The organism is Pseudomonas sp. SBB6 (assembly GCF_024213215.1).
Taxonomy (GTDB): domain Bacteria; phylum Pseudomonadota; class Gammaproteobacteria; order Pseudomonadales; family Pseudomonadaceae; genus Aquipseudomonas; species Aquipseudomonas donghuensis.
This window is the reverse complement of sequence record NZ_JANAVH010000004.1, coordinates 531,818-554,112: the sequence shown is the minus strand read 5'-3', so window position 1 is coordinate 554,112 and position 22,295 is coordinate 531,818. Positions and strand designations below refer to the sequence as shown.

The 22,295-nt window shown below is 63.9% G+C and carries 18 protein-coding genes; 6 read left to right on the top strand and 12 right to left on the bottom strand.

Annotated elements, in window-relative coordinates; translation table 11 throughout:
- The first annotated feature begins 61 nt into the window (after window positions 1–61).
- Window positions 62–532 (top strand): prepilin peptidase, encoded by a 471-nt coding sequence (locus NLX68_RS11305; protein WP_254284040.1) that lies wholly within the window; start codon window positions 62–64, stop codon window positions 530–532.
- A 128-nt stretch (window positions 533–660) separates the two neighbouring features.
- Window positions 661–1,449, top strand: coding sequence for a response regulator transcription factor (locus NLX68_RS11300; protein ID WP_302056144.1), 789 nt, complete (start codon window positions 661–663; stop codon window positions 1,447–1,449).
- Between the two features lie 87 nt (window positions 1,450–1,536).
- On the opposite strand, the gene NLX68_RS11295 is transcribed toward NLX68_RS11300, so the two are convergent.
- From NLX68_RS11295 to cpaB, 6 genes are read right to left on the bottom strand one after another with little or no spacing between them, the layout of a single operon-like run.
- Window positions 1,537–2,424, bottom strand: a complete 888-nt coding sequence (locus NLX68_RS11295) for a type II secretion system F family protein (protein ID WP_254284038.1) — start codon at window positions 2,422–2,424, stop codon at window positions 1,537–1,539.
- A gap of 1 nt (window position 2,425) precedes the next feature.
- Window positions 2,426–3,307: a type II secretion system F family protein gene (locus NLX68_RS11290; protein ID WP_254284037.1), complete on the bottom strand. Its 882-nt coding sequence runs from the start codon at window positions 3,305–3,307 to the stop codon at window positions 2,426–2,428.
- The gene (locus NLX68_RS11285; protein ID WP_100782926.1) at window positions 3,304–4,572 is read right to left on the bottom strand and encodes a CpaF family protein; all 1,269 of its coding nucleotides are present in this window, start codon (window positions 4,570–4,572) and stop codon (window positions 3,304–3,306) included. Before NLX68_RS11285 ends, NLX68_RS11290 begins: the two co-directional genes overlap by 4 nt.
- Complete coding sequence (locus tag NLX68_RS11280; protein WP_254284036.1) at window positions 4,569–5,759, bottom strand: pilus assembly protein; 1,191 nt, start codon at window positions 5,757–5,759, stop codon at window positions 4,569–4,571. Before NLX68_RS11280 ends, NLX68_RS11285 begins: the two co-directional genes overlap by 4 nt.
- Window positions 5,752–5,934, bottom strand: a complete 183-nt coding sequence (locus tag NLX68_RS11275; protein ID WP_254284035.1) for a hypothetical protein — start codon at window positions 5,932–5,934, stop codon at window positions 5,752–5,754. The genes NLX68_RS11280 and NLX68_RS11275 overlap by 8 nt, the downstream gene beginning before the upstream one ends.
- Window positions 5,935–5,954: 20 nt before the next feature.
- Window positions 5,955–6,884 (bottom strand): Flp pilus assembly protein CpaB, encoded by a 930-nt coding sequence (gene cpaB, locus NLX68_RS11270; RefSeq protein WP_254284034.1) that lies wholly within the window; start codon window positions 6,882–6,884, stop codon window positions 5,955–5,957.
- Window positions 6,885–7,200: 316 nt separating this feature from the next.
- On the opposite strand from cpaB, the gene NLX68_RS11265 reads away from it, so the two are divergent.
- Complete coding sequence (locus tag NLX68_RS11265) at window positions 7,201–7,407, top strand: Flp family type IVb pilin (protein ID WP_254284033.1); 207 nt, start codon at window positions 7,201–7,203, stop codon at window positions 7,405–7,407.
- 62 nt (window positions 7,408–7,469) lie between these two features.
- Entirely contained in the window at window positions 7,470–7,877 is a 408-nt protein-coding gene (locus NLX68_RS11260) for a response regulator (protein ID WP_010221712.1), read from the top strand.
- 100 nt (window positions 7,878–7,977) lie between these two features.
- Here NLX68_RS11260 and NLX68_RS11255 read toward each other — a convergent pair whose 3' ends face one another.
- The gene (locus NLX68_RS11255; protein WP_254284032.1) at window positions 7,978–9,645 is read right to left on the bottom strand and encodes a ShlB/FhaC/HecB family hemolysin secretion/activation protein; all 1,668 of its coding nucleotides are present in this window, start codon (window positions 9,643–9,645) and stop codon (window positions 7,978–7,980) included.
- Window positions 9,646–9,743: 98 nt separating this feature from the next.
- Complete coding sequence (pbpC, locus tag NLX68_RS11250) at window positions 9,744–12,098, bottom strand: peptidoglycan glycosyltransferase PbpC (RefSeq protein ID WP_254284031.1); 2,355 nt, start codon at window positions 12,096–12,098, stop codon at window positions 9,744–9,746.
- A gap of 104 nt (window positions 12,099–12,202) precedes the next feature.
- On the opposite strand from pbpC, the gene NLX68_RS11245 reads away from it, so the two are divergent.
- Window positions 12,203–12,496 (top strand): hypothetical protein, encoded by a 294-nt coding sequence (locus NLX68_RS11245; protein WP_038997361.1) that lies wholly within the window; start codon window positions 12,203–12,205, stop codon window positions 12,494–12,496.
- 50 nt (window positions 12,497–12,546) lie between these two features.
- Here NLX68_RS11245 and NLX68_RS11240 read toward each other — a convergent pair whose 3' ends face one another.
- Complete coding sequence (locus tag NLX68_RS11240) at window positions 12,547–17,502, bottom strand: alpha-2-macroglobulin (protein WP_254284030.1); 4,956 nt, start codon at window positions 17,500–17,502, stop codon at window positions 12,547–12,549.
- Between the two features lie 146 nt (window positions 17,503–17,648).
- Between NLX68_RS11240 and NLX68_RS11235 the strand changes: the two genes are divergently transcribed.
- The gene (locus tag NLX68_RS11235; RefSeq protein ID WP_254284029.1) at window positions 17,649–18,989 is read left to right on the top strand and encodes an MATE family efflux transporter; all 1,341 of its coding nucleotides are present in this window, start codon (window positions 17,649–17,651) and stop codon (window positions 18,987–18,989) included.
- Window positions 18,990–19,125: 136 nt separating this feature from the next.
- Here the strand turns inward: NLX68_RS11235 and speA are convergent, their stop codons facing one another.
- From speA to NLX68_RS11220, 3 genes are all read right to left on the bottom strand, one after another.
- On the bottom strand, window positions 19,126–21,039 hold the full coding sequence (speA, locus tag NLX68_RS11230; RefSeq protein ID WP_010221703.1) for an arginine decarboxylase: 1,914 nt from the start codon (window positions 21,037–21,039) through the stop codon (window positions 19,126–19,128).
- A 153-nt stretch (window positions 21,040–21,192) separates the two neighbouring features.
- Complete coding sequence (locus tag NLX68_RS11225; protein WP_010221702.1) at window positions 21,193–21,564, bottom strand: translation initiation factor Sui1; 372 nt, start codon at window positions 21,562–21,564, stop codon at window positions 21,193–21,195.
- A 194-nt stretch (window positions 21,565–21,758) separates the two neighbouring features.
- Window positions 21,759–22,295 carry an NUDIX hydrolase gene (locus NLX68_RS11220; protein ID WP_254284028.1) on the bottom strand — a complete coding sequence of 179 codons (537 nt, stop codon included), beginning with the start codon at window positions 22,293–22,295 and terminating at the stop codon, window positions 21,759–21,761.

Below are 22,295 nucleotides of genomic sequence, written 5' to 3'. Positions count from 1 at the left end.
TGACAGAGACACCTGAAAGACAGCATAGAATCATTCACCACAAAGGGATGACCTTTCGCCAATGCAAAGCATTGTTCTGCTGCTGTGGCTTGCCTTGTGCTCTGAACAAGATCTGCGCGAACGCCAGATCGCCAATACCCTGACCCTCGGCGCCGCCGCCTGCGCCCTGGCCTATCTGTTCGTGACCGGGCACACCTGGATTGGCGCCGACGCCAGTGAAGGTGGCTGGGCGCTGGCCATCGTCATGCTCCTGACCCTCCCCGGCTACATGCTCGGCCGCCTGGGCGCCGGCGACGTGAAATTGCTCGGTGCCCTGGCCCTGGCCACCGATCGCATGCACCTGCTGGGCACGTTTATCGGTGCCGGTGTAGCCGTCGTTGCCTGGCTGCTTGGCCGTCGCTGGCTGTGGTCCCTGTTAAGTCAGAAGGTTAAGAACCGCCTGAAGCAACTGAGCGAAGAGTCGTCAAAAAAACAGCCTTTCGCGCCGTTCCTGCTGGTCGGTTTTTTACTGGCTGCGGTATGGATCCATTAGTCGAATGCTGCGTGCAAATGGATGTACCCACCTTGTACATAGCCCAAAAGTGCGACTACTTTCTAGTGTGTGCCGGATGGATCCAGGCTCAGCCTGGTCGAGGGAACATAAAGGCGAACAGCAGGGAGTTGCATGTGAACAAATCAGTCAGTGAATTAAAGGTGCTGGTGGTGGACGACCTGCCACTGATCGTCGAAGAGTTGTGCGAATTTCTCCAGAGCAGTGGTTACCAATGCGTGCCCTGCCACTCCAGTACCCAGGCTATCGAACAGTTCAGTGTCGATCAGGAGATCGCGCTGGTGGTATGTGATCTGCACATGCCCGACTACGATGGCCTGGAACTGATGCGTGCGCTCAAGGCCATTGCCGGGCCGCAGCGGCTGTTCGAAGCGATCATGCTCACCGGCCGCGCCAACAAGCAGGACGTGATCAAGGCGCTACGCGAAGGCTTTGCCGATTACTACCAGAAACCGGTCGACCTCAGCGAGCTGCTCGAAGGCGTGCAACGCCAGGAGGCTGCCGTGCTGGAACGACGCAGAAGCTACCAGCACCTGGGTGACCTGAACCAGAAGCTGCAGTTTTTGGCCGACTCGATCGATGACCTCTACCAGGACCTGGACAAGGCCCGCGGGCTCGGCGCCCACCGCCGCGCCACCGACGTCGACCCCGAAGTGGAACCCGACAACCTGCCGACCCTGTTCAACAAGCTGTCACCGCGCCAGCTGGATGTGGCGCGGCTGGTCAGCAAGGGCAAGACCAACTACCAGATCGCCTGCGAGCTGGGCATTACCGAAAACACCGTCAAGCTCTACGTGTCCCAGGTGCTGCGCCTGACCCACATGCACAACCGCACCCAACTGGCGCTGGCGCTGTCGCCCAGCTCCTCGCCCCTTCATCAACGTGTCACGGCGCACTGAGTGCAGCGCCGGTGTGAGGCGCAGGCGGCTCACCAAGTTGACCTGCGCCAGGAGGTTGTCGTCGCTGCCTTCGCGCCTTGCTCCCGCTCATGAACCCAATGCCCTGCCCAAGGCGCTAAGGCCGGGGCCGGCCAATACGATCAGCAAGGCCGGAAACAGAAACACCATCATCACCATCGACATCTTCCCGGACATTTTCGAAATCCGTTCCTGCATGCGTGTCAGCCGACGGTCATCGAGCAGTTGCTTGAGCGCCAACAGCGACTTCATTGCGCCACCGCCCTGGCTCAGCAATTGCTGGAGAATCACGCAGGTGTCGCTGAACTCGTCGACGCTGAGCAACTGCGCGGTTTTCTCAAGCTCCGCAGCCAAGGCCAAACCGGAGTCGACCCGCAGCAGAATCGCCCGCAACTCCTCGCTCAACACTGGCAACAGTTGTCGCGACTCCTGACTCAGCACACGCAAGGTTTGCTCCACCGCCAGGCCCGACTCGAAGAGAATCCTCAGCAAGGGTATGAAGGTCGAAACTTCACCGGCGATCTGTTGCTGGCGACGCACAGCGGCCCACGCCAGCAGGCGCTTGGGCAGCAGATAGCCCGCACCCATGGCGCAAAACGGTACTACCAGCCACGGTACCTGGCTGTCGCGATACAGGGTCTCCTGCAGCGCTACGCCCAACCCCAGGGCCAGGAACGGCACGCCAACCTGGCAAGCGGCAAACAGCGCCCGCTGCCGGCTCCGCCGCCAGCCCATGCGGTCAAGCAGCAGACGGGTCTCGCTATCCAGATTCAGCGAACGCTGGCCCAGCCGGCTGCTACCGATCTGTTGCAGCCAGTTGCCCAAGCGGTTCTCGCTGCCAAGCTGGCCCTGCAGACGCCGAGCAACCAGGCGCTGACGACGACGCTGGTGCAGCAACTGGCCTGCCAGCAAGACAAATGCGGCGAAGAACATCAGGGCACAGAGCAACCAGGCCATTTCAGATACTCCGTAACATGCGCCACAACACCAGGCAGCCCACCACTTGCAGGATAAAGGCGCCGAGCAGCAGGAACTGACCGTTGCCGTCCTGCCACATAGCCAGCAAATAGTTGGGGTTGCTGATCAGGAAATAGCCGGCCATCCCCACCGGCAACAGGCCCAGGACAGTCGCGGTCATGCGGGTTTCACCGGTCATGGCGCGCAGTTGACGGCTACCCTGCTCGCGCTCGCGAATCAGCTTGATCAGGTTCTCCAGCAGCTCGCTGGCGTTGCCGCCGTAGCGATGATTGATACGCAGGCCCAACGCGAACAGGCGCAGCTCATCCTGCTCATACAGTTCGGCCAGGTCGCTCATGGCATCGTCCAGGCTGACGCCCATCTGCACATTGCGCCGCACCCGCTGTAGAGCGCCATGCAAAGGGTCACGCGACGCATCGATGGCCCCCAGCACGGCATCGTTCAAGGTTCGCCCGGCCTTGAGGCTGCGCACACTGTGATCGAGCAACACCGGCAACTGTTCGATCATCCGCTGCACCCGTCGGCGATAGCGCCAGCCCAGGGACAACCAGATCAGCAACGGTGCAAGCAGCACCAGCCCGACGCCTGCTGCCCACCCCAGGATCCGGCCACACAGCAGCGCTGTCAGCAGGCCGAGCACCAGCCATATCAGCAGCCGGTCATTGCGCCGCTCGATACCGGCACGCTGCAACAGGCGGTCCAGCCAGTCACGGTTACTGGGCGTCAGCGCCGAGGTCACCTGAACCTGGCCAAGACGCTGCAGGATCCGCTCCTCACCCGACTTGCGCATGCCGCTGTAGAACAAGTGCACCGATACCCCCAGCAAGGCCAGGCAGATCAAGCCAAGTACCGCGGCAATCACGGCTGCAGTTCCGAATAGTCGCGACGCAGCTTGTCGCCGGCAGGGTTCGGCGCCTCCCGCAAGAAGCCCTCGCCGTTGTGCCGATCGAGACGGAACAGGGTATTGGTGACGTACACATCATCGCGCACCCCGACTACCTCCAACACCTCACTGACACAGCGGCGGCCATCGGCCAGACGGGTCAATTGAATGACCACATCCAGTGCCGCACAGATCATCTGCCGCAGGGTTTTCTCGGCCACCTGGCGGCCGGTCAGGCCGACCAGGGTTTCCAGACGCAGCAAGGCGTCCTGGGCAGTGTTGGCATGTACGGTACTCATTGAGCCGTCGTGACCGGTGTTCATCGCGGTGAGCACATCGAGCACTTCGACGCCACGGATCTCGCCGAGCAGAATGCGGTCGGGGCGCATCCTCAAGGCGTTGCGGATCAACTCGCTGGCCTTGATCTCGCCATGCCCCTCGGCATTCGGCGGGCGGGTTTCCAGGCGCACCACGTGAGGGTGATCGAGCTGCAGCTCAGCCACGTCCTCGATGGTCACCAGGCGCTCATGGGGCGTGATCAACTGGCTGAGGATATTCAGCATGGTGGTCTTGCCGGTGCCGGTGCCGCCACTGACCAGAATGTTGCAGCGCCGCGCCACCGCCAGCTGGATGAAGTCAAGAATGCCCTGGTCGATGGTCCGGGTGGCCAGCAGGTCAGCGCTCTTGAGCATGTCCTTGCGAAACTTGCGGATCGACAGGCACGGGCCGTCCAGCGCCACCGGCGGAATGATCGCGTTGACCCGGCTGCCGTCGGGCATGCGCGCATCGACCATGGGTGACGATTCATCCAGGCGCCTGCCCAAGGGCGCGAGAATCCTTTGCATGACCCGCTCGACATGGTGGGCATCGATAAAGCGCAGATCCGTCTGCTGCAGCAGGCCGGCCCGCTCGATGAACACCCGGTGCGGGCCGTTGACCAGGATTTCGGTGACGCTGGCATCGCGCAACAGCACTTCAAGCGGACCGAAGCCGGTCAGTTCGTCGACGATTTCCTCGGCCAGGCGCTCCATCTCGTAGCGCGACAGGGCCAGGTGCAATCGGGCGATATAGTCGCCGACCTGCTCCACCACGAATTGCGCCAGGGCCGGGCGCGAGCCTTCGAGCAGGTTGCGCCCGCTGTCCTCGATGGCGTCGATGATGTAACGATGCAAGGCACGCTTGAGCCCTTGCGGGTCGGCCCCCAGGTTGTGCCGCGGGCCGCCAAACAGTTCGTCACCGCTCATTTATGCCCCCATAACCGATTGAGCCAGCTGGCGCTGACCGCAGGGTTGCTCTCGGAGCGGCGCGCCAGCCGTTCACCGAGCGCTTTCAAATGTTGGGTGAGCTGCTCGCGCGGCGCCAGTTCGAACAAGGTCAGGCCCTGGTTCTTGGCATTCAGGCGCACCTCTGGGCTGTAGGGCAAAACCCGCAGAACCGGCAAGCCATAGCGCTTGCCCAGGGCTTCGGAGTCCGGTGCGACGCCGCGCAGGTAGCGGTCGACCAGCAGGCTGGCGTGTTCGAGCTTCATGCCCTTCTCGCGCCATTGGGTCAGTACCTCCAGGTTGCGCCGGCAATCGAGGACGTTCTGGTCGGTGTACCAGATCAGCTTGTCGCAATGGCTGACGAAGGTGCGCAGGGCTTCGCTGTCAGCCTGCCCGGTCAGGTTCACGACGATGTGCTGGAAATGCTGGCGCAAGGCGCTGAGCAGCATGTACAGCTCCGCCGCGCTGGTGCGTTCCAGCGGTTCGTCGGTCTCGGCGTAGGCCAGCAGGCGCAGGCCCGAGCTTTCACGCGTGAAGGCGCTGTCGATCAGGGTATTGTCGAGCCGACGCAGGTGGCGCAGGGCATCGCCGAAATGAAACGAGGCTTCCAGGCCGAGCAACGCCAGGCTGTCACCACGAGGCACGCCAAGGTCCAGCAGCAACGTTTGCTGACCGCTGGTTTGCACCACCCGCGCCATATGGGTGGTCAGCAAGGCGCCATCAGCGGTGCACTGGGCGCCATAGAGTACCGTCAGCCCCCCAAGGCTGGGGTTGCTGGTGACTGGCGGCAGGCGTTTGCTCAAGCGCCGCACCAACCCTGCGACTTCACTAGAGCGTGAGCCATAGGCGACAAAGTCCCGCGCCCCGGCACGCATGGCATTGAGCACCAACTGGTTGTCCATGCCATCGCCCAGGGCAACGATTGCCAGCATCGGCTTGGCTTCCAGCACTCCCTCGATCAGTGCGCACTGATTGACCACCTGCTCACGATCCAGCCCCACGAACACCAAACTGGCAAAGGTGACATCGACCAGCGCCAGCAACTCGTCAAGGCTGCCGCTGCCGGCGCCCACCACCTGCCCCAGGGGCGCCAGCGCACCTTGCAACCACTGCAAGTCGCCATCGTTGCGGGTGATGGCGAGGAAGGTCTGGCTCAGGCTTTCACTCATGGGGATAACCCGCTGCGACGTTCGAAGTCGCCGTTTTCGAGGAACAACAAGCGGCCCCGGCTCGGGTCGTAATTGCACAACCCTTGGGCGCTGCCAGCGCCATGGGCACCTGCGGCGCAGTGCACGGCAAGGCACAGAGCATCTGCTTGATTACCCGCTCGGAACGACTGCTCATTGAAGGGCATCCTTGCTTGGTCAGGGAGTGGGCTGTCTGGCTTGATTTCCGCGGATGATTTCTATGCCGCGCGACGGCGCAACGCTGGCCACCGGCTGGGCGGCGGGTACCTGGGCAAGCTGACTGAAGCGATAGAGTTTGCGATTGGCGCTATCGACTTCCTTGCTGCTGGCTTTGGGGTCCGCCCAATAGCGGGCCAGGCGCTTCTCTTCGGCGCTGCGTACGGCCAGGCGCAAACTGCCGGCCTGGGCGGCAAGCAGCAAGCGGCTGGCCAGTGCCTCGGGAACGGCAAGCACTACCGTGCGCGCAGCATGTGGCGGTTGCTGCGGCTGGCTCTTTTCATTCACTGGCGGCTGCGCGGGCTTGCCGTCATTGGTCAGGCCCAACTGTTCGCCGACACTGAGCAGACGCAGTGCGGGGAGTACCACCTGAGCCGACGCTTGCGGGTTGCGGGTCTCTTCGCGCAGAAACAGCAAGACATCGACATAGTCGCCCGGACTCAACTGCCCGGCGACACCCACCACCTCATCCACCGCTACCGCCAGCGCGCGCTCATGGGGGTGGATCATCCGTGCCAGCGGGCCACCGGCTTCGAAGCTGCCCTGCTCCAGCCAGGTTCCAGCACTCAACGCGCGCCAACTGCTGCGCCCGAGCACTTGCTCAAGGGTCTGGAAACTGCCGGGCGGAGCCACCTGCAAGCGTTCTACCACCAGGTCGTCTGCCGTCAGCGGCACATACGCGGCAACATCGCGACGCAACACCACCACCGGCTTGCGCAGTTCGTCAGCGGCGTCTTTTGCCACGTGCTCAACGGGCGTCGGTACAGGTGCAGCGACAGATGCGGCAAGCGGTTCACTGGGTGGGCGGCTAAGGGCCAGGCCCCAGTAACCGGCCAGCAACGCACCGAGCAGAAAGAAGCCTGCGAGGATGATGGTAATGCGACTGCTCATGCCGATCCTCCTTCCCCTCAGCGTTCTTTCGGCCCTTTATGTGAAATGGCCCACAGCACTGCAGTCGGAAACAACTATTTCGCTATTTGACGGTAGCGTAGCTAGGACAAAATGCCATTACCCGTCAGATTTTTTTCCGTCGCAAAACCGGCAGCACCATAAAACAACAGCTTATTGGCGCCGGCATTGGGTTATGACTTTAGTGTTAATACCTTCTTACATTTGCCGAAGTATGACCCGTTGACAATGCTGTGATGGCAAAGGGGAATCATCCAATACCCCAGCCACCTGCGCCTGCGGCGCAAGGAGAAATGCCATGCGTCTTTCCCGTGTCCTCAAAAGCTGCAAAGAATTCTTCTACCGCAAGGAGGGTGCCTCCGGCATCGAGTATGCGATTGCCGCGGCGATGGTGGCGGTGGTGCTGACAGCGTTCATCACCCCTATTTCCGGTAGTGTGTCTTCGGTCATGACCAAGGTTCAGGGGGCGATGACCAAGGCTCAAGGCACGACGCCTTCAGAGTAGGCCAGCATCACTGCTGTACTGTTTGGGTCTCTTGTTCAATCACGCTGCCATAGGACTACCTCATGCCGACCTCTTCCCCCCGTCAACAATTGCTCCTGGTGGATGACGAAGAGGACGCCTTGCTGGAGCTTGCCGAATTGCTGGAGGGTGAGGGGTTTTGCTGTCACACGGCTACCTCGGTCAAACTCGCCCTGCAACAGCTCACCCGCCACCCGGACGTGGCCCTGGTCATCACCGACCTGCGCATGCCCGAGGAAAGCGGCATTTCACTGATCAGGCGTCTGCGCGAGCACACCGCGCGTCAACACCTGCCGGTGATCGTCACCTCCGGGCATGCCGACATGGACGACGTCAGCGACTTGCTGCGCCTGCAGGTGCTGGACCTGTTCCGTAAGCCGATCTACCACAACCGCCTGCTGGAAACCCTGGACAATCTGTTCCCCAAGCCGCGGATGCAACTGGTGCAGTGAACCTTTCAGGTCTGCTGCGCAGCCCATCGCTGGCAACGCCAGCTCCCACAATAGACCTGCGTATACCTGCCCGAAGGGTCGCAGTTCCGGCGATGCACGTTCATAACTGCACACTGAAACTCAAGCTGACCCGCGGCTCGCGGTCAAAGCTGTCGAGGGCGACGTCCGACAGCGGCTTGGCCAGCTCCAGCGCAAGGTTGTAGAAACGCCCGTCACCGATGCGCAGCCCCAATGCTGCCGAAGACAGGTGCGCATCGCGCAGGTCCACTTCATTGAACCAGGTGCGCGCGGTATCCAGCACGGCATAAGGTTGCAGCAGCTTCAGCCAGTGGCCATCGCCGTTGAAGCTGTAGTTGACCTCATAAGCCAGGCCCCAGCCCTTGTCGCCCAGAGCCTGATCGGCGGGATAGCCGCGAGCGAAGCTCTGCCCGCCGAATACCACCCGCTCACTGTCAGGCAGGCTGTCGCCACTCCAGTACAAGGCCGCCGACGCCACGCCCTGCCAGTTGCCGAACAGGCGATCGCTCTGCAACCCGGACAGGCGCAGGCGCAAGAAATCCAGGTCGAAATCGCTGTTGGTTTTCGCCCCCAGATAATCAAGGCCCTGGTAGGCACCACCACTGACGATCCGCAGTTGGTCTGCATCGGCCTTGCGCCACTCGCCTTCAAAGCCCAGGGCGCGCACATCGGTGCGGTTGCTCAGGCGCATGGGCGCGCCGACTGCGCGGTACAGCACATCGTCGTTGACCATGTAGAAGCGCGCGGCAACGTTGAGCGATTCGCCGGGCGCGGCGAGCAGTACCTGGCTCAAGCCAGCCGAGAAGCGGTCATTCTCGCGATGGGCCTTGAGTTGGGTGCCATCGCCGAGCAGCACCTGGGCACTGGGGTTGCTGTCGTAACGCGACGCCGACAAGTGCAGCTGGCTGCCCTGGTCGTCCAGGTACTGGGAGTAATCCAGGCGAAAATAGCTTTCGTGATCCTCCCCGCGTGGCGCCAGGGTGGTGACACTGAACTGTTCGGCGAGCGCTGTCTGCGCGTTGCTGCTCACGGTGAGTAGCGCCTGGGGGTCATCGCGGCTGCCATCGGTGACGATCAGGGTACCGCTGAACGGCCGGCGCGTGGCCTCGATGATCAGGCGGCTGGCACCATTGCTGGCATCGGCTGGCGACAACCGCGCCTGCACGCTGAAACCCGGCAGGCGGCTCATCAGGGCGACATAGCGCTCGAAGGTCGCACGGGTCAGCGGGCGTTCGGCCTTGAGCCAACCCACCAGTTGCTCCACATAGGCGGCCGCCGGGCCAACCTTGCCATGCAGCTCAAGATCGTCGATGTAGCCTTCGACCAGCACCACCCGCACCCGGCCATCGGCGAAGTCCTGCTCGGGCAGATAAGCATGGGACAGCAGGTAGCCGTCCTGCTGGTAGCGCTGGGTCAGGCGCTGGGTGGCGTCGATCAGTTCGCCCAGACTGACCTCGCGGTTGACCAGGCCCTGATAGTTGTCGCGCAGGTCACTCAACGGATAGATGCTGCCGCCCTCGAAGCGCACCTTGCGCAGGAATATCCGGGTATCACGCAGTAATGGCTGGGCCAGGGTGACCGCAATGGGCACCTGCACACCCGGGTTGCTCGGCCGATAGGCATCGGCCGGCAGGTTGGGGGCGGGCAGGTTTCGTTCGATTTCGTGGCTGTCGAGAAAGCGCGGCAGGGGTTCGCTGCTGGCCACGCTCGCCCAGGACAATCCAACAATTGCGACAGCCAACGGACGCATCGGACACTCCATGATCCCGATCAGTACGCAGCCGCCAGGGCAGCGGCCTCGTCACCCCAAGCGTAGGTGCTGGCCCCGGCATCGTCTAATGCGCGTTGTCACTCGTTGACCTGGAACTCGACCCGGGCGGTTTCGCCGCTTTCATCCAGGGCGCTCAACTCAAAGCGCCCGGCCTGGTCGAAGCTCGCCGTAAGGTTTTCCTGGCCGCTGGTTTCGCCCAGTGGCGCACCGTTGAGAAACCACCAGTGCCGACCGTTACCGCCAAGGGCCGAGACCTTGAAACGCAACGGCTCGCTGCTGGTGGCCGGACGGCGTAACTGGTCGCCCTGACGCACACCGACGATCGACAACGGCGGCGCGCTGGGCGGCACCTGCGGCGGGCAACCCGGATCGACCTTGGGCAAGCGCGCCTCGCGGCGTTCCACCCGTGGCAGCCAGGGTTCCAGTGGCGACGGCCATAGGGCGATGTCCCGCGCCTGGGCGCCGGGGCACGTGGCATCGACGCGCAAACCCTGGGTGTTGACCCAGACGGTCTCGCGCAGGCCGACGCTCAACGGTTGGTCCTGGGCCAGCAAGGTCGGCGGCGTGGTGCCGTCCAGGGTCCAGGCGAAGCGCTGGCGACGGCAGTTCGGGTCCTGGCGGGCCATAGGTTGCCCCAGCGGCCAGCAGATTGCCGCAACCCCGACATTGGCCGGCACCGCCGTCACGGGAGTGGCAATACCGCGCTGGCTGTCGCGGTTGCTCAGCACGTCATGCACCTGCAGCATCAACGGCGCCGCCGAGGCCAGGCCGAACTGCCCCGGCACTGGCGTGCCATCCGGGCGGCCGATCCAGATGCCGATCAGGTAGCGCGGCCCCACGCCAATCGACCAGGCATCACGAAAGCCATAGCTGGTACCGGTCTTCCAGGCCAACTGCGGACGCTGCACCAGTTCGGCGTGAGGGTCGCGATCCGGGCGCGCCTGGCCGCTGAGAATACGCCGGATGATCCAGGCGCTGCCCGGCGACAGCAGACGCCGCTCAAGCAACGGATCATCCGGCTGCAAGCGGATCGGTGCGCTCAAGCCATCTCGGGCAAAGGCCGCATAACCACCGACCAGGTCCTCCAGGCGGCTACCGGCGCCGCCGAGAATCAGCGACAGGTTCGGCTCGGCCAACGGCGGCAGGATCAGCGGCACGCCACCACTGCGCATCTGCGCGGCGAAGCGTTTCGGCCCGTAGGCTTCAAGCAGTTGCACCGCCGGCAGGTTCAATGACAATGCCAGGGCCGAACTGGCCGCCACCGGCCCGCTGAAACCCATGGAGAAGTTGCCCGGGCGATAATCGCCGTAGCGCCGCGGCACATCCTGCAGCAAGGATTCGGAATGGATCAGGCCATCGTCCATGGCCATGCCGTAAAGAAACGGCTTGAGGGTCGAGCCGGGTGAGCGCAAGGCGCTGATCATGTCGACGTGGCCAAAACGGCGCTCGTCATTGAGATCAATCGAACCCAGGTAAGCGCGCACCGCCATGTTCTGCGCCTCGACCACCAGGATCGCCGCCGAGGTACGCTCCGGCAGCCGCGCGCGCCAGCCCAGCAGCAGGTCTTCCAGGCGCCGTTGCAAGGAGGCATCGAGGGTGGTGCGAATCAACGGCGGGCTGAGCGGACGATTGAGTCGGCGCGCCAGCAGCGGCGCCAGCGCCGGTTCCTGACGCGGAGCCAGCAACAGTGGCTCTTCTGCTGCCTCGGCAACCCGCTGCTGCGGCCATACCTGGTACTCGGCCAGGCGTTGCAGGACCTTGTCGCGCGCCGCCTGGGCACGCTCGGGGTGGCGATCCGGGCGTAGACGGCTTGGCGCCTGGGGCAGCACCGCGAGCAGCGCCGCCTCCGACGGTGTCAGGTGCATCGGCGACTTGCCAAGGTACGCCCAACTGGCTGCGGCGACGCCCTGCAAGGTGCCGCCGAACGGCGCGCGGTTGAGGTAGATTTCAAGAATCTGCGCCTTCGACAGGTGCCACTCCAGCTGTGCAGTGCGCCACAACTGACGCAGCTTGCCGGGCAGCGTGCGCGAATGTGGATCGAGCAGACGCGCCACTTGCATCGACAGCGTACTGCCGCCAGACAACACCCGGCCACCGCGCAGGTTCTGCCAGGCCGCCCGCGCCAGCGCCAGCGGATTGACCCCGGGGTGATGGTAGAACCAGCGGTCTTCGTAAGTCAGCAATGCCTCCAGGTAATAGGGCGAAATCTGTTCGGCGCTGACCGGGTAGCGCCATACACCCTCGGCATCGGCGAAGCGCCACAGCGGCGTGCCGTCTTCGGCCAGCACTACCCGGGCCAGATCATCCGCCGGCATCGGCAACGGCCAGATGCGGTCGGCGAGCCATAGCAAGGCAACAAGCAGCAACGGGATACCGAGCAGCAAGCCCAGCGGTTTTCTGATTGCGCCGCGCAGGCGCGCTAAGATGTGCATCAAGTCCTCCTGGCGTAACAGCTACGCAGGGAACCGACCCGGCCAAGGCACGGCCAAAGGCTTGGCAACGGCGCATTCGCCGAATTGATCATCAGGAAGCAACTATGCATGTAGAAGGTTTTTTCGAGTGGCTCGGCCAGGCACTGGGGGCAGTGATTCGTTTTATCGTCGACGGCCTGAGCGGGTTGTTCAACTTGCTGGCCAACGCCGGTGGCAATTTCATCGAGGGCCTGTCACGCACCCTGGGCATGGACACTTCGCTGGTCAGCATCCTCGCCCTGATCATCGGCCTGATGCTGCTGTACTCGGCGATCCGCGCGTTCATGCGCGCTTCGATCATACTCGGCATCATCTGGCTGGTGCTGGGTTTGTGGGTGCTGAGCTGGATCATTCACTGAGCAATTAGAGCATGTGGGAGCGGATTCATCCGCTCCCACAAAGCCCTCTGTCAGCGGCCTTTGACTACCAGCTCGGCGGGGGCCTCGCCCACCGCGTTGTAGTTCGGCCGGTACATTGACTCGACCTGCGGCGGCGGTACCTTGTAGGTCCCCGGGGTGACCGCCCGGGCCAGGTACAGCAGGTGGGTGGTGTAGTAGTTCTCGATGTTCAGTGCCGCCACGTAGCGGTCATCGCGAAACTCCTGATGCACCACGTTGGCGTTCTGCATCGACTCACGCCACTCCTTCACCGCACTGCTGGCGTTCTCCAGACTGGCCGCACTTTGCGCCAGGTTCTGGTTTTCCAGCTCCAGGCCCGCCGGCAGCAAGTCGACCACCAGGGCGTCCGGCACCTGGGTGTTGGCCGTCACCGTCAGGTGCACCAGCACCAGGTCACCGCTCTTGAGCGCCTTGATGTCCAGGGCCTGGCCGTTCATGCCGAGGAACTCGCGGTGGATGGTCATGCCGCTGCCACGGGCAACCGGGGCCTGACGCGGATATCCGGACAGGGTCAGGTGCTGGAACAGCGTCTCGCTGCCTTCATTCTGGATGGTCAGCGGCGAAGCCAGCAGCGGGCCCTCGAGTTTCATCCCCGATTGCTCGGCGTTGAGCTCGCGCACTTCACCGGCACTGTCCAGGCGCGCCGACCATTTACCTTCCGGCTTGGCCAGCAGGCCACGACCGGCGAGGAACAGCGCGTTAAGCTCCTGGGTCGACAGCCAGCGGTTGGCGGCCATCTGGTCAGCCAGCGCGAACAGACGGCCATCGAGCTTGTCGCTGGCCAGGTTGTTCTCGGCCAGCAGCGAGAGGATCAGCGCCTGATCACGCACGGAGCTGCCGTAGTCGCCCAGCCAGGTGTTCTCGTTGCGGGTGACGGCAAGGCCGGCCTGCAGCGCCTGTTGCCCACGCGGCTTGTCGCCCATCTTGTCCAGGGCGATGGCCAGCTGTACCAACGGCAGGCCCGAGCGCGCATCGCTGCGCCGCTCGAACAAGCTGCGCAGGGCGCCCAGCGGCGCCTGCTGGGTACGCGCCAGCACCAGGGCGGCGTAGGCCTGCACGGCGAAGCGGCTGTGCTCGGAGTTCTGGCTGTAGTTGACCTCGATCAGGTTGCGCTCCTGCAGGTAACGCAGCAGACGCTCGCTGGCCTTTTTCAGGGCCTCGGGCGGTACCGCATAACCCTGCTCGCGGGCGCGCAGGAGGAAGTCGGTGACGTAGGCAGTCAGCCAGAACTCTTCCTGGTCATCGGCGCTCCACAGGCCGAAGCTGCCGTTGTAACGCTGCATGCCCAGCAGGTGCTCGATGCCCATCTCGATCTTGCGCTTGCGCACGTCCGCCGCTTCACCCTTGATACCGAGGCGTTTGAGGGTCGCGGCATCAGCGTACAGCGATGGGTACAGGCCACTGGTGGTCTGCTCCAGGCAACCATACGGATAGGCTTCGAGGGCGCGGATCTGTTCGGCCAGGTTCAGCGGTGGACGGCTCGACAGGGCCAATGAGGCTTCGAGGCCGGCGGGTTCGAACAGTGCAAGATCTGCGTCGGGCAAGGTCCAGGGTTGGTCTTTGAGGGCTACGCGATAGTGCTGCAGCATCGCCGGGTAGGCCGGGCGAATGCCCAGGGTCCAGTCGCGGCTGAAGGCCGTGGCCGATTCGCCCGGCAGTTGCAGGCCTTGCACGTCGACCTTGACCTTGCCCTGGCCCAGGCCACCGCTGGCCTGCACCGGTACCAGCAGGGTGACACGCTTGCCTTCGGTGAGGCTCAGGGTCTGTTCGGCGGCGCCGAGCAGGTTCAACTGGCCTTCGGTGCTCAGGCGCACGGTCAGGTTCTGCACCTTGCCCGACAGGTTGGACAGGTCCAGGGCCAGGGTGGTGCGGTCGCCACCGGCGAGGAAGCGCGGTGCCGAGAGCTCGGCAATCAACGGCGCGGCGACCACGGTCTTGCCTTCGGCCATGCCGTAGCGCTCGTCGGTCCAGGCCTGGGCCATCAACCGCAGCTCACCGTTGAAGTCGGGGATATCGACCGTGGCTTCACCTTCGCCCTTGTCATTGAGGGTGACCGGGGCGCTTTGCTTGGCGACGATGGTCACCGTGGTGTTCGGGCGCTTGCCGCCCTTGGCCATGGCGGCGTCACCACCGAAGGCCAGGCTGGCCAGACGGCCCTGCCCGGCTTCGATCAGTTGGCCATAGATGTCCAGCTGGTCGGCGCCATAGGCCTTGCGCCCGAACATACCGGTGAACGGGTCGGGGGTGGCGAATTCGGTGATGTTAAGGATACCCACGTCCACTGCCGCCAGCAGTACATGCACCTGCTTGGGCACACTGCCGTCGGCATTGCGTGCCTGCACCTTGACGGTCAGCGGCTGCTTGGGACGCATCTTCTCCGGCGCGCTGAGGGTGACGGCCAGCTTGCGTTCGTGACGATCCAGCGGCAGGTGCAGCACACCTACGGCGCGCTTCGGCGTGGCGTTGACCTTGCGCTCGCCCGGGCGGATCACCAGGGCGCTGACATACAGGTCATGGCGCGCCCACTTCGGATCGAGCTTGACGGCGAAGCTCTTGCCTTCGGCCGGCACGTCGATTTCTTCCCACCACAGCGGGCCTTCGCTGGACTCGACCATCAGGTAACCGGTGCCTGCGGCAGGCGGGGTGACGGTGATGTTGGCGGTGGCGCCATCGGCGTAGGACGGCTTGTCGAGGGCCAGCTTGACCTGATCGGGACGCACGGCGCCGCCGTCGGCGTTGTCCTGGGCGCGGTAGCCGGCCCAGAAGCGTTCGCTCGACACCAGACCGGTCTGCGGGTCTTCGACCTCGACGCGGTACGGGCCCCAGTCAACCAGGAAGTTGACCCGCGCGGTCGAGCCGGCTTTGACATTGACCGTCTCTTCGTTCTGGGTCAGGTACTTCTCGTTGTAGTTGTAGCTCCAGCCATCGCTCTGCGAGTAGTTCCAGTAGTAGTCGCGACGCTCACGGATCAGGCGAACCTTGAGGTTGTTGACGGCCAGCTTGTTGCCTGCGGCATCGGCCACCAGCACTTCGAATTCCACCGGGCCTTCGCCGTCGGTCTCTTCCCCGTCGAACAGGCCGCGCAGACCAGGCAGGCGCCCGGCCGGCCAGATGGGTTGCTCAAGACGGCGGGTGATCGGCCGGCCACCGGACTCCTGCAGGCTGGCCTGCACGGTCAATTGCAGCGGCGAACGGGCTTCGGACCATTTGCTTTCGATGTTCAGCGTGGTTTTGCCCGCGGCATCGAGGGTCACCTCGTCCAGCTCCAGGTCCTGGCTCAGCTCCTCCTCGGTGATCGAACCGAACTTGTAGCCAGGCAGCGCCGCTACCGCTTCACGCAACGGGCGCACATAAGCCTGGCCGCTCAGGCGGTTGCCCGAGGCCGGGGCGCCATACAGGTAGCGACCATTGACCTTGATCTGCGCGGTCTGCTCCGGGCTCAACGGCTTGTCGCTGCCCTTGAGCTCCAGGGCCAGGCGCTCGGGCAGGAAGTCTTCGACGAGGAACTCGAACACCTGCTTCTTGCCGCCACCGAGGTCGAACAACAACTGCCAGCGCCCGGTCGGCGCTTCATCGGCCAGTTGCAGTTGGTACTGATAGAAGCCACTGGCATCGGCTTCCCAGACGAACTTGCGGCTGATCTGCTCATCCGGGCGGCGGACTTCCACGGTCACCGGTTGCGGCTTGAGCGGGCGGCCATCCTGGTCACGCAGCAGGCCGTTGAGCAGCACGGTTTCACCCGGGCGATAGAGGTCACGCGGGCCGAACACGAAGAACTGCAGCGGGTTGGCCTGAGGGCCGGTGATGTCGAACTCGGCCAGGTCCAGGGCAGCGCTGTTCAGGCGCAGCATGGTGGTGTGCACGCCCTGGTGGGCCAGCAGGGTTTCAGCCTTGGGTGGCGTTGGCAACTGGGCGTGGCCGTCGCTGTCGGTCTTGGCCTGGGCCAGCACGCGGCCTTCGCCGTCGAGCAGTTCCAGCTCGACGCCGCTCAGCGCCTTGCCGCCTTCCAGGCCCTGGGTGAAGACATCCATGCGGTTCTGGTAGCGATGCGCCGAGACGCCGATGTCACTCAGGGTGAACAGCGTCGCCGGTTGCGAATAGTCATAGGTGCCGGACGCGCGCATCACCGCCAGGTACACGCCGGGCTCTTGCAGCGGCTTGATCCCGGCAATCGGCAGCAGTACGGTCTCGCGGGTATTCTTCGCCGGGTTGAGGTCAAAGCGGCCGCTGTAGACCAGCTCGGCCATGTCCAGGGTTTCCTTGGACTGGTAGTAGTACAGGCTGCTGTTGCGGCCCCAGGCGGCGAGGAACGGCGAGAGTTTGTCAGGTTTGATGCGGAAGAACTCGACATCGACCTTGTTGACGTTCAGGGCAATCACCGGCAAGCCTTCGGCCAGGCGGGTCGGCAGCAGCGAGCCACGGCTGGCGAAGCCGATGGTCGACTGCATGTCGCGGGTTTCCAGGCGGCTGATCGACTCGGCGGGCAGGCGCTTGCCATTGACCGCGAGCAGGCCGGCGTCGATGGTCAGCACCAGCTTGCGCTGCGGCTCCAGGTGGCGCAGGCGCAGCTCCATCTTGTTGGCGGAGAGTTCCCAGGCGCCGTCGACCTTGCCTTTGACGGTATCGACCAGGTGCACCTTGTCGGCGAAGTTCTGCTGGTCATCCAGCGGCACCGAGAAGGTCAGGGCCAGGGCGCTGGCGCCATCGACCTGTACTTCCGAGACATCCACCACGCTCAGTTCGCGGCCGGCATAGCGCTTGGCCAGGGTCGCGGCATCGTCCTTGACCGGAGCGGGTTTTGCCGCTTCCACTTGCGCCGCCGGGGCGGCCGGAGCCGGGGCTGCGGGTTGGTCCTGGGTCTGCGCAGGCGGTTCGACGGGGGCCGACGCCGGTTTATCCGGGGCAGACGAATCGCAGGCACTGAGCAAGGCCAGCGCGCAGGCCAGCAACAATCCTTTGTTGAGCATGGGAGTAGTAACTCTCGGGCAGCGGAATCTTAGGCGTGCACTATATATCAACCGCGCCGCAACGGTGATACGGCGAGCGGATGTGAGACGGCCTTCGCACGATTTACTAGCACAGCGGCTACAATGCCGGCTTGCCAGGAGCCTCCATGTCCCGTTTGCTGACCGACTGGCGCGACCGCCCGACCCATATCAAGGTCTGGGCGCTGGCCGCGCCGATGATCCTCTCGAATATTTCCGTACCATTGGTGGCCCTGGTCGACAGCGCCGTGATCGGCCACCTGCCCCATGCCCATCAACTGGGAGCGGTGGCGGTGGGCGCCAGCCTGTACACCTTCCTGGCCTGGGTCATGGGCTTTCTGCGCATGGGCTCGACCGGTTTCGCCGCCCAGGCGGCGGGCCGTGCCGACGGTGCTGCCTTACGCCAGGTGTTGCTGCAGGGCCTGTTGCTGGCGCTGTTGTTTGCCCTGCTGCTGGGCGTGCTGGCCCTGCCGTTCAGCCACCTGGCCCTGCAACTGATGCAGCCCACGGCGGCGCTGGAGCAATCGACCCACGACTTCTTCCAGACCCGCCTGCTGGGCCTGCCAGCGGCGCTGGCCAGCTTCGCCCTGGTCGGCTGGTTCCTCGGCACCCAGAACGCCAAGGCGCCGCTGGCCATCCTGCTGACCACCAACCTGCTCAACATCGCCCTCAACCTGTGGTTCGTGCTCGGTCTGGACTGGGGCGTGATCGGTTCGGCCCGCGCCTCGGTGATTGCCGAGTGGAGCGCCGCCCTGCTCGGCCTGGCCCTGACCCGCCCGGCCTTGCGTGCCTACCCCGGGCAAATCGCCTGGGCGTTGCTGGCGCGCTGGCAAAGCTGGCGGCCACTGCTCAGCGTCAACCGCGACATCTTCATCCGCAGCCTGGCGCTGCAGGCGGTGTTCTTCCTGATCACCGTACAAGGCGCACGCCTGGGTGAAGCGACGGTGGCGGCCAACGCTCTGCTGCTCAATGGCCTGTTGCTCACCGCCTATGCCCTCGATGGCCTGGCCCATGCGGTCGAAGCGCTGTGCGGGCATGCCATTGGCGCGGGTGATCGCCAGGCGCTACGACGTTCATTGACCGTCGCCTGCGGCTGGTCGTTGCTGGCCAGTAGCGGCTTTGCCGTGTTGTTCCTGTTGGCTGGGCATCTGTTCATCAACATGCAGACCGACATCGCCAACGTGCGCGAAACCGCCTACCAGTACCTGCCGTACCTGGCACTGCTGCCGTTGATTGCGGTATGGAGCTATCTGCTTGATGGCTTGTTCATCGGCGCCACACGGGCGCGGGAGATGCGCAATGGGATGCTGCTCAGCGTACTGATCGCCCTGCCGGTCGCCTATGCCTCCCAGGACCTGGGCAACCACGGCCTGTGGCTGGGGTTTCTGCTGTTCATGGCTTTGCGCGGGGTGACGCTGGGGGTGATGGGCTGGCGGTTGCAGCGGCGGGAGGGGTGGTTTGTGCGGTAGTTTCTGGGTCTGCTGCGCAGCCCATCGCTGGCAAGGCCAGCTCCCACAAGAGCGCGGCACTGCACCTGTGGGAGCCGGCCTTGCCGGCGATAGGGTCGACGCACAGCCAGTGACTGCACGCGACCCGCACCACTGATCAGCTCGACAGGTAAGACGAGCGGGTCAGCCCCAGACGCAACGCGTCGAGGAACTGGGTTTTCTCACGGGCAGTGATCTTGGCGCTGGCGCACTTGTCGCGGTAGTGGGTCATCAACTCCTCCGGCGACAGGTGCACGTAACGCAGCATGTCTTCGATGGTGTCGTGGGTCTCGATACCGGCGTGGTACACGCTGCCGTTCGGGTTCTGGTAGATGTTCACCGAGTCGGTGTCACCGAACAGGTTGTGCATGTCACCGAGGATCTCCTGGTAGGCACCGACCAGGAAGATACCCAACAGGTAGTCCTCTCCCTCGTTGATCCCGTGCACCGGCAGGCTGGTCTCGATGCTCTGCTCGTCGACGTACTGGTTGATCTTGCCATCCGAGTCGCAGGTCAGGTCCTGCAGCACGGCGCGGCGCAGCGGCTCTTCGTCCAGGCGATGCAGCGGCAGGATCGGCAGGACCTGGCCGATCGCCCAGGTGTCCGGCAGGCTCTGGAATACCGAGAAGTTGCAGATGTACTTGTCGGCCAGCTTGTCGTTGAGCTCGTCCAGCACCTGGCGATGCGAGCGCTGACGGGCCTTGAGCGAGTTGTGCAGGCGCCGGCAAACGGCAAAGTAGCACTGCTCGGCCAGGGCTTTCTCGGCCAGGGTGATCTTGCCGTCGGCGTACTGGGCAGCCACGTCGCTCATGTAGTGGGTGGCGCGCCAGTAGGTCTCGGTGACCATCTCGATATCGGTCGGGCCGAGCAGGTCGACCAGCCACTGTACGGTCTCGGGCAGGTTTTCCTTGTTCTCGATCAGCGGCACTTCGTCGTTGTGCTTCTCGACATCGGTCACCTGCACCACCAGCATGGCGTGGTGCGCGGTCAGCGAGCGGCCGCTTTCCGAAAAGATGTGCGGATGCGGCAGGCCCTGGGCATCGCAGAACTCCTTGAGCATACCGACCACGACACCGGCGTAGTCATCCATGTCGTAGTTGATCGAGCTGGCGTTGCGCGAGTGGGTGCCGTCGTAGTCCACGCCCAGGCCGCCGCCGACGTCGATGTGATCGACCGGCAGGTTCAGTGCACGCAGCTCGCCGTAATAACGGATGGCTTCCTTGAAACCATGCTGGTAGTCGGCCAGGTTGGCGATCTGCGAGCCCATGTGGAAATGCAGCAGGCGGATGCCCTGGTCCAGGCCGGCATCGCGAAAGCGCTGCACTACCGAGATCAGTTGCGCGGCCGAGAGGCCGAACTTGGACTTCTCGCCACCGGTATCGGCCCACTTGCTCGAGGCCAGCGACGACAGGCGCACGCGCAGGCCGATCTGCGGCTTGACCTTGAGCTCGGCGGCTTCCTCGATCACCAGGGCCACTTCCGACTCTTTTTCGATGACGATGAAGACGTTGTGGCCAAGTTTCTGCCCCATCAGCGCCAGGCGGATGAACTCGCGGTCCTTGTAACCGTTGCAGACGATGGTGCCGCCTTTCGGCGCCAGCGCCAGCACCGCCAGCAGCTCGGGCTTGGAGCCGGCTTCCAGGCCAATGGACACGTTCTGGGTGGCGATGATGTTCTCGACCACCGCTTCCTGCTGGTTGACCTTGATCGGGTACAGCGCGGTGTACTGGCTCTGGTATTCCAGGCGCGCGATGTTGGCGTCAAAAGCGCCAGTCAGCTGGCGCACGCGGTCCTGGAGGATGTCCGGGAAACGGACCAGCAGCGGCAGCGACAGGCCACTCTTGCGCAGCTCGTCAACCTGCTCGAACAGGTCGATCGGCGCACTGCCTGGCCCGTTCGGGCGGACTTCGACGCGCCCGGCCTCGTTGATTGCGAAGTAACCGGCCCCCCAATGGCGAATGCCGTAAACACTGCGGCTGTCCGCAACTGTCCATTGGCTGCCATCGTCTTTGCGTGTGCGTCGTACGGACATTGAAGTCCCCTATATAGAAAGTCGAAAAACACCGGCCTGCATGGGGCGGGCGCAGTGTAAAACCTGAAAGTGACGATTATCCGTGTTCAGGGATAGACCCTTCCTACGGGAACGAGTTTAGAAAGCGAACTGCAAAAAATCGCGATGCAGTCTTCAGCCGCCGGACTTTTTCGCTTTGAAGCCCTGTTTGATCAGCTCGGCCAGTAACAGCTCGACATGATCGCCCTGGATTTCGATGACCCCGTCTTTCAACGCGCCGCCGGTTCCGCAGCGGCGCTTGAGCGTGCTGGCCAGATCCTTGAGCTGTTCCAGGGGCAGCGGCACGCCGCTGATGGTCGTCACCGTCTTGCCGCCACGGCCCTTGCTTTCGCGGCGCACGCGAGCAATGCCATCGCCTTCGGGGATGAGCGTCTGTTTGCAGATGCAGGCATCTATGGGTTTGCTGCAGTCCGGGCAATGCCGACCTGCATCAGTGGAGAACACCAGGCCACCCAGGGCGGCGAATGATGCGGCTTTCTTGGCCACTTTTGATCCTCTACGGTGAGGATAAAAACTGGTCGACGCCCCTGGCGGGGTACCGACCGCGAAGCCCCACTCTGGCAGGGGCAGCGCAACTGCCGCATGAAGCGTGCGGCAGCCTTAAAAGGCCGCGCAGTGTAACGATAAATGTCGCGAATGCTAAGTACAAAACTGCGCCATTTTGCATGTGATTCGCGACGTCAGGCTTGACGGTCGATGTAGCGCTGCAAAGCAGCCAGTGAATCGGGGCAGTACGGCTGCTGCCGGCTGTCGGCCAGGGCCTGTTCGACGGGGATAAAACGCGCTTCGCTGACCTCTTCCGGCTGCAGGCGCAAAGGCCCGTCCCAGACCGCCGAAAACACCGCGCACCAGAGCCGGTTGCCAGGTTGGTCAAAGAAAAAGCACTCGTGGGCCGTGAGCTCGACCCCGGCCACCCCGAGCTCTTCTTCAAGCTCGCGGGCCGCCGACTCGGCAAAGCTTTCGTCGGCCTGGACCATGCCACCGGCGGCGACATCCCAGTAACCCGGGTAGATCGCCTTGCTCTCGGTGCGCCGGTGCACGCACAGCTCACCAACGGAATTGAACAGCAGGATGTAGGTGCCGCGCCCGATCAGGCCGCGTTCGCGTAGCTCGGCGCGGGGCAAGGCGCCGAGCAACCGGTCGTTTTCGTCGACCCAGGCGATCCGTTCGAGGTCGGAGGCGGCGCGGTGCGCCGCCTCCTGCTTGGAGATCGACAC

Bases quoted from the DNA above. Each gene is read 5' to 3' on its own strand.
- NLX68_RS11255 (WP_254284032.1), bottom strand. From the start codon at position 9,645: ATGCGTCCGTTGGCTGTCGCAATTGTTGGATTGTCCTGGGCGAGCGTG.
- NLX68_RS11305 (WP_254284040.1), top strand. From the start codon at position 62: ATGCAAAGCATTGTTCTGCTGCTGTGGCTTGCCTTGTGCTCTGAACAA.
- NLX68_RS11285 (WP_100782926.1), bottom strand. From the start codon at position 4,572: ATGAGCGGTGACGAACTGTTTGGCGGCCCGCGGCACAACCTGGGGGCC.
- cpaB (WP_254284034.1), bottom strand. From the start codon at position 6,884: ATGAGCAGTCGCATTACCATCATCCTCGCAGGCTTCTTTCTGCTCGGT.
- NLX68_RS11235 (WP_254284029.1), top strand. From the start codon at position 17,649: ATGTCCCGTTTGCTGACCGACTGGCGCGACCGCCCGACCCATATCAAG.
- NLX68_RS11280 (WP_254284036.1), bottom strand. From the start codon at position 5,759: ATGAGTGAAAGCCTGAGCCAGACCTTCCTCGCCATCACCCGCAACGAT.
- NLX68_RS11245 (WP_038997361.1), top strand. From the start codon at position 12,203: ATGCATGTAGAAGGTTTTTTCGAGTGGCTCGGCCAGGCACTGGGGGCA.
- NLX68_RS11275 (WP_254284035.1), bottom strand. From the start codon at position 5,934: ATGAGCAGTCGTTCCGAGCGGGTAATCAAGCAGATGCTCTGTGCCTTG.
- NLX68_RS11260 (WP_010221712.1), top strand. From the start codon at position 7,470: ATGCCGACCTCTTCCCCCCGTCAACAATTGCTCCTGGTGGATGACGAA.
- pbpC (WP_254284031.1), bottom strand. From the start codon at position 12,098: ATGCACATCTTAGCGCGCCTGCGCGGCGCAATCAGAAAACCGCTGGGC.
- speA (WP_010221703.1), bottom strand. From the start codon at position 21,039: ATGTCCGTACGACGCACACGCAAAGACGATGGCAGCCAATGGACAGTT.
- NLX68_RS11295 (WP_254284038.1), bottom strand. From the start codon at position 2,424: ATGGCCTGGTTGCTCTGTGCCCTGATGTTCTTCGCCGCATTTGTCTTG.
- NLX68_RS11265 (WP_254284033.1), top strand. From the start codon at position 7,201: ATGCGTCTTTCCCGTGTCCTCAAAAGCTGCAAAGAATTCTTCTACCGC.
- NLX68_RS11240 (WP_254284030.1), bottom strand. From the start codon at position 17,502: ATGCTCAACAAAGGATTGTTGCTGGCCTGCGCGCTGGCCTTGCTCAGT.